Genomic DNA, 5,217 nt, shown 5'->3' with positions numbered 1-5,217 from the left:
AGAGGTCTTCCAGTCTTCTCTTCCCATCCCCCACGTAACATTAAATCGAACTTTTCAGGAGTTGAAACCAGTATGCGAAAGCGACTTTCTTGGTTAGTATCTTTTAGAATATTTGCTTCTAGACTATCTATTTCTAAAGCAGGACTAACGCGCTCTACGTTAATTTCTAATGGAGTAAAATCATCTCTTAAACGTTTACATATCTGATTAACTAAAGCACGAGTCGGGGCTAGGTAAGCAACCCATCCTTGTTCTCGGTCAAATTGGTTAAGAGCTTGTAAAATACGGAATTGAGCAATAAAAGTCTTGCCACTAGAAGTAGGAAGATTTACAACCACGGCTCGATGACTAGAACCTAATAGTCCTGCTTCCCGTAAAGCTCGGCGTTGGGGAGGCAGCATTTCAAAGATTGGTTGATGTTGGTTTGTTACTACCTGTTCGACAAAACGGGTAACTCGGCTATTTACTGCTCGTGTGACTGTCCAAATGCTGTTCTTAACTAACTGGTTTGCTGTTTCAATAAGAAGACGTGTTAAATTTTCTAGTTCAATCAGTTCAGCTTTTGCACAAGCACTTAATACCCGATCAAAATGAGATTCTAACTGCTGACGAATATCGAAGTACCCCTCTACTGCTCCCTGCGTTAAGAAAATTGATAAGATCTCCGCTGCTTTAGATAGATGATAGAGGGCAACTAGCTCCCAAGCAGCAGTACGGGCATTAGTTGCCTGGGTTTCCAGATAGTCTGCTTCAAATCTTTGTTGAGCCGCTCGTAATGCTACAATCTGCTCTTGTACACGATCGAGGTCATTCCAGCCATCCTTACGGATCAGACGCAACCAAGCATCAAAGATAGTTGCCTGTACTCTTTCCCCCCAAGAATCAGAATTTATAGGTAGTTCCGGCCACGAATTTTCTTTCAGCAACCGGGCAGCATCTGCTCCTCGATCGCCTAGTATGCCTAAGCAGGCTACACGCAGTAACCATTTTGCAGCATCCATTGAAGAAGATGGTACCTTTAGTACACGCAGTAATTCAAAAGCTTTCTTGCTAACATTCCGTAAATTTTGTGAATTGTCTTCGTCATTTAGTAAGTCGAACACTGCTAATTCAACAGCTTCAGCAGTAAAGCGCAAATCCGATTCATCGTTTGTATCAAGCGGCAGATTTAATGCCTGCTTGAGCAAGCGTTTTGATGCTTCTGTACTTGCAGACTCTAGAAGCTCATTGCCAATAGCATCTAATATCCAGGAATCTTGTGTCATCCTGTACCTCCAGTGGCAGTCTGCGGCCATTCGTCTATTGGACGAGGACAATACCAAGCTGTTAATTCTACTCGCATTGGTTCAGCTACCTTGTTTGCTAAAGCCTGAGCACGGTTTTTGAGATCACGCTCGTCAGGGTTAGTGTCACGCATTAACAAACCACACAACACCAAGGCACGTCCTCTAGATTTAATATATTGTTTAGTCGCTGCTTGGTATAGTTCCAGGAATTCAGATTGCTGACAACGTGGACGTAGCCACTTCAGTAGACTCTGGTGAAGCTCACGGTTAGTAGCTAAGTCTTCAAGCTGATGTATCATCCCAGTACCTCCTTTCATTACACCTGGCGGTGTTTGTGTATCGTTAGAAGTTTTTACTTCCCCAAAAAGTAGTTCTCCGATGTGACTGTGACTAAGCATCGAAAGGGAAGCGATCGCGCCTCTTACCTGTTCGGGTTTAACTTCTAAGTACCGCTGCAACTGTTCTAAGTTGCGATGGCCGCTGATTTCCTGAATCACCCTCAAGGGAATCCCAGCGTTACTCATCTGAGTTAATGAGGTGCGGCGGAAGCTGTGGGATGATGCTCCCTCAATGCCGACTCGTTTGAAAGCTTCTCTTAGTATCAAGCCAGCAGAGTCAGGGTGGATGTGACCCAAGCGCGTATTGTAAGGTTTGCCTGGGAAGAGATAAGGTTGCCCCGGTGTGGGTTGGTAGCGGTTGAGGAGCGATCTCAGTTCTTCAATAATAGGGATAGTGCGCGTTCCCAATTTTCCTTTGGTGTTGGCTTTGCGGATGATGAGTTCTGATCTGACAGTTCGGACAGTGCGACTGGTGGTGTAGGCATCGGCAACGAGCAGGGTACAGGCTTCTCTGATTCTGGCAGCGGTGTAGAGGCAAACTCCAAACAAGGCTCTATCTCTGTCCGTGAGGAGGCCTTCGGCGAACACCCGCCGAATCTCCTGTTGAGTCATTATTTTCGCCTGTCCGTGCCGCTCAACCTTCACAGAAGTGTCCTAACGCTTTTTCTGAATCCTCCCATACCCCAGTGCCATAGGATCGGGCTTCCGATACATTAATATGCAATAGCTGAGTAGCTAATAACGAGGCGGCTATTTTTAGGCAACCTTAACAGCTTTTTAAATTAGTTCGACTTGCTCAATTGTGAAACTACAGCTTGCTATAAATGCTACGACTTTTGAGCCTCTGCTACAATTCCTTGAATTGGGAGTGCAGAGTTTGCTGTTAAATTGTTAAATTGGTATTAAGTGTACCGGGACAGGAAAAAACCTCAAAATTAACTTTTTGGGTCTGAGTTTTCATGATTTTTTTTGCATTATTTTGCATAAATTTGAGTTTTTGTGAGTTTTTTTGAGTAAACTTGTGCAAGCTCAGCTTGAATTATTAGCTGAAGTCGAGGCAGTATTTGCAACTTAAAACTCAAATTTATGCAAAATAATGCAAATTTATGCAAATTTATGCAAGGTAGGAAGCTGGGGGAAAAGCAGAGAAAGATGGTAGCAAGCAATGTTTTTGTGATCACAAAAGTTACCTTCAAGGCGCATCAATCTGACTCCCTCCGTTGGAAACAGAAGGTAGCAAAGGCAATGTTCAGCGATATATTTATACCGCAAAAGGAATCAACCGCTTGCTGATTGCTGTGCAGCGATCGAGGCGATCGCGTAGAGGATGGCTGCTATATATCAATCAGTTTTTAGTTTTTTGATTTTTGTTTCATTGACAGACAACAACCACACCCGCTATCTGCCTGATTGATTCAGAATCCTTTAGGATTTGTTCAAACCCAAATGCAGCAGCACGGCTGTGAGTTTTCAGCCAAAAAAGTTTTGAGCTTCGGCCTTGGGTGCGCTTGATCGCCGAGCTATCCTCTGCCAGCTCCCATACGGCGGCCTCACAGAGGGTTGATTGTGGCTCTGCTAGGAAAGCGATCGCTAACAACTGAGGTGATAAGTCTAACCTAGACTTTCAACTGCTAACCGCTGCTCAGCACTCAGACTTTCTAGCGCCTCTGCTACGGGTAAGTATCCGTATCGGTTGAGAATGTGATGTAGACAGGTTTTTGCTGACTCCACCATCCCCTCAGCGACCCATAACGCCACCTCCGCAACTTCACGGGCCACCTCCGCAACTTCACAAGCCACGCCCCAAACTTTTTCTACAGGGTGAGTCTGATTCTCTGTCACAGCTTCGGCTGTATTTTGTATATTTATGGGGGGAGCTGTGACAACCTCCACATCAAGAGGAGAGGGTGATTCAGCCATTTTCGCAGAGGCGATTTTTTCAGCCAATTTTTGACAGACTAGAGGGTAAAGCTCATCCCAGTTTTCGGGTCTGCTAGAGTTCTCACCAGCCTCTACAAAACGATATTGCCAAACTCGCTTATCCCCCTCCCTAACCTGAGAGGCCTTCAGCTTAACCCCGATAAATTTAAGTAAGCGGTTGAGATATTGCATGGGTGAGCTTTTGCCGGGATGTCCAAGTAGGGCGGCTGCTGACTTGGTTTTACAAATCCTCACCAGTTCCTTGACTTCAGGGGATTTATCCGTCCAGACCTTTGAAGGGTCAAGGAATTGATTAATCCCCAATTTTGAGAGAAGTTTTAGTTTGAGCCATTGGTTGTTCAGGTCAGGCAAGAAAGTTCTAAACTCACGGTTCCATTTTTGCCGTTGTAGCAGTTCAGCATCAATAGGGTTTTCAAGTTTCCAGTTGGCATAGAGCTGATTGAGCAAATCTCTGTCAGTGAAGCGGATACGGTAAACAAACTCCCAAGTCCAAAGCTCAGTATTTTCAATGCCTGGTAGCCGCGCTAAAAGGCGATATTTGATGGCTTTGCAGCAATCCTCCCATTCAGCATTGCTTCCCTCAATTTCTAAGTATTTTTCTAGGGTGATAAATTCAGAATTGAAAATCTGCTTTGCTTCTTCTTCTTTAGAAAGCTTTTTAGCATCAGCAAAGCTCATTCCCTCATCGTAAATGGCATCAGGATTAAGCAAATCCGAGAAACTAATTCGATTAACTTCATAGCCACCATCCTCAAAAGATTTAAGTAGAAACCGCCGTAAGTTACGCGCTTCAACTGCATCTTTGCCCTTAATTTTCGCCCAAGCTTCTAGGTGTGGGGAATCAATTTGAGCCTTGATTGCTTCTTTGATTGCGGCTGTATTTTCTTCAGGAGAAAGTGCTTTCATTTCAGCCGTTACCCGCTCTTCAATGTCTTTGATTAGCTGACCTGAAAAGGGATTAGAATCATTATTGCTGGCAAATTTACGCTCAGCACAGCAGATCACAATCCTTTCTGGATGCCTTACCCGGCGAGACATTTGGAGGCATTCATCAACGCCAATGACCCCGCGAAAAATGCAGAAAACATCAGAGAAATAATTCCCAATCTCCAAATTATCAATCTTTTCTTTGATTGAAATATCGAGACCGCTTTCAGCAGTTGGGGTAAAGATGATAAATTCTGGCTTGTGCTTTCTGATGTACTCATCAGGATTAGCTAGAAATTCCTTAGCCCATTTCTTAGTAGCTGTTTTGCTGCTTAATAAAATGTCCTTTTTTGCCTTGAGCCGTCTAACTTTTTGTAAAGGGCTTCGGCATCATTGAGGGAATCTGTGGCAATTGCGGGGCAATCAGCATCCATGATTGCCCTTGCTAGCCATTCAAATTCTGCCTTGGCAATCCGATATCTGCCTTTGGGAAGCTCAAGGAAGGTTACGGGCGGCGTAAAAACCCTCCTCAAAATCAAACTCCACCAAATCCCAATCCTCCCAATCCTCCTCAAAATCAAACTCCACCCACTCCACCAACTCCACCAGCTAATAGTATTAGCACCACATCAGGGAATGACAATATTACTGGGGACGCTTCCGATAATTTCATTTTAGGTGGTACTGGCAGCGATACCTTGAGTGGAGGAGAAAGTACCGATACA

General features: G+C 44.4%; 5 protein-coding genes and 1 pseudogene. 2 read left to right on the top strand and 4 right to left on the bottom strand.

Translation table 11 applies throughout. The annotated features are described in order from the left end of the window. Positions 1 to 1,265, bottom strand: a 1,265-nt coding sequence (locus OSCIL6407_RS31655; RefSeq protein ID WP_019488066.1) for a DEAD/DEAH box helicase, incomplete at its 3' end; no start/stop codon positions are given. Further along, entirely contained in the window at positions 1,262 to 2,236 is a 975-nt protein-coding gene (locus OSCIL6407_RS37525; RefSeq protein ID WP_019488065.1) for a tyrosine-type recombinase/integrase, read from the bottom strand. The genes OSCIL6407_RS31655 and OSCIL6407_RS37525, both read right to left, overlap by 4 nt. Positions 2,237 to 2,844: 608 nt before the next feature. Between OSCIL6407_RS37525 and OSCIL6407_RS35780 the strand changes: the two genes are divergently transcribed. Next, a complete protein-coding gene (locus OSCIL6407_RS35780; RefSeq protein WP_155523445.1) occupies positions 2,845 to 2,988 on the top strand; it encodes a hypothetical protein in 144 nt (47 codons plus the stop codon). Between the two features lie 247 nt (positions 2,989 to 3,235). On the opposite strand, the gene OSCIL6407_RS35095 is transcribed toward OSCIL6407_RS35780, so the two are convergent. Beyond that, positions 3,236 to 4,603: a hypothetical protein gene (locus tag OSCIL6407_RS35095; protein ID WP_040650502.1), complete on the bottom strand. Its 1,368-nt coding sequence runs from the start codon at positions 4,601 to 4,603 to the stop codon at positions 3,236 to 3,238. A gap of 221 nt (positions 4,604 to 4,824) precedes the next feature. Beyond that, entirely contained in the window at positions 4,825 to 5,025 is a 201-nt protein-coding gene (locus tag OSCIL6407_RS36595; RefSeq protein WP_193789140.1) for a hypothetical protein, read from the bottom strand. On the opposite strand from OSCIL6407_RS36595, the pseudogene OSCIL6407_RS38235 reads away from it, so the two are divergent. Continuing rightward, positions 4,969 to 5,217, top strand: a pseudogene (locus OSCIL6407_RS38235) (hypothetical protein); the annotation flags it as partial. The gene OSCIL6407_RS36595 and the pseudogene OSCIL6407_RS38235 overlap by 57 nt on opposite strands.

The sequence above is a fragment of the Kamptonema formosum PCC 6407 genome (assembly GCF_000332155.1).
GTDB lineage: Bacteria > Cyanobacteriota > Cyanobacteriia > Cyanobacteriales > Microcoleaceae > Kamptonema > Kamptonema formosum.
The sequence above is the reverse complement of the archived record's forward strand: the minus strand, read 5'-3'. Positions and strand labels throughout refer to the sequence as shown.

Coding starts and splice junctions, on each gene's coding strand:
- OSCIL6407_RS37525 (WP_019488065.1), bottom strand. CDS start 2,236: ATGACTCAACAGGAGATTCGGCGGGTGTTCGCCGAAGGCCTCCTCACG.
- OSCIL6407_RS35095 (WP_040650502.1), bottom strand. CDS start 4,603: ATGTCTCGCCGGGTAAGGCATCCAGAAAGGATTGTGATCTGCTGTGCT.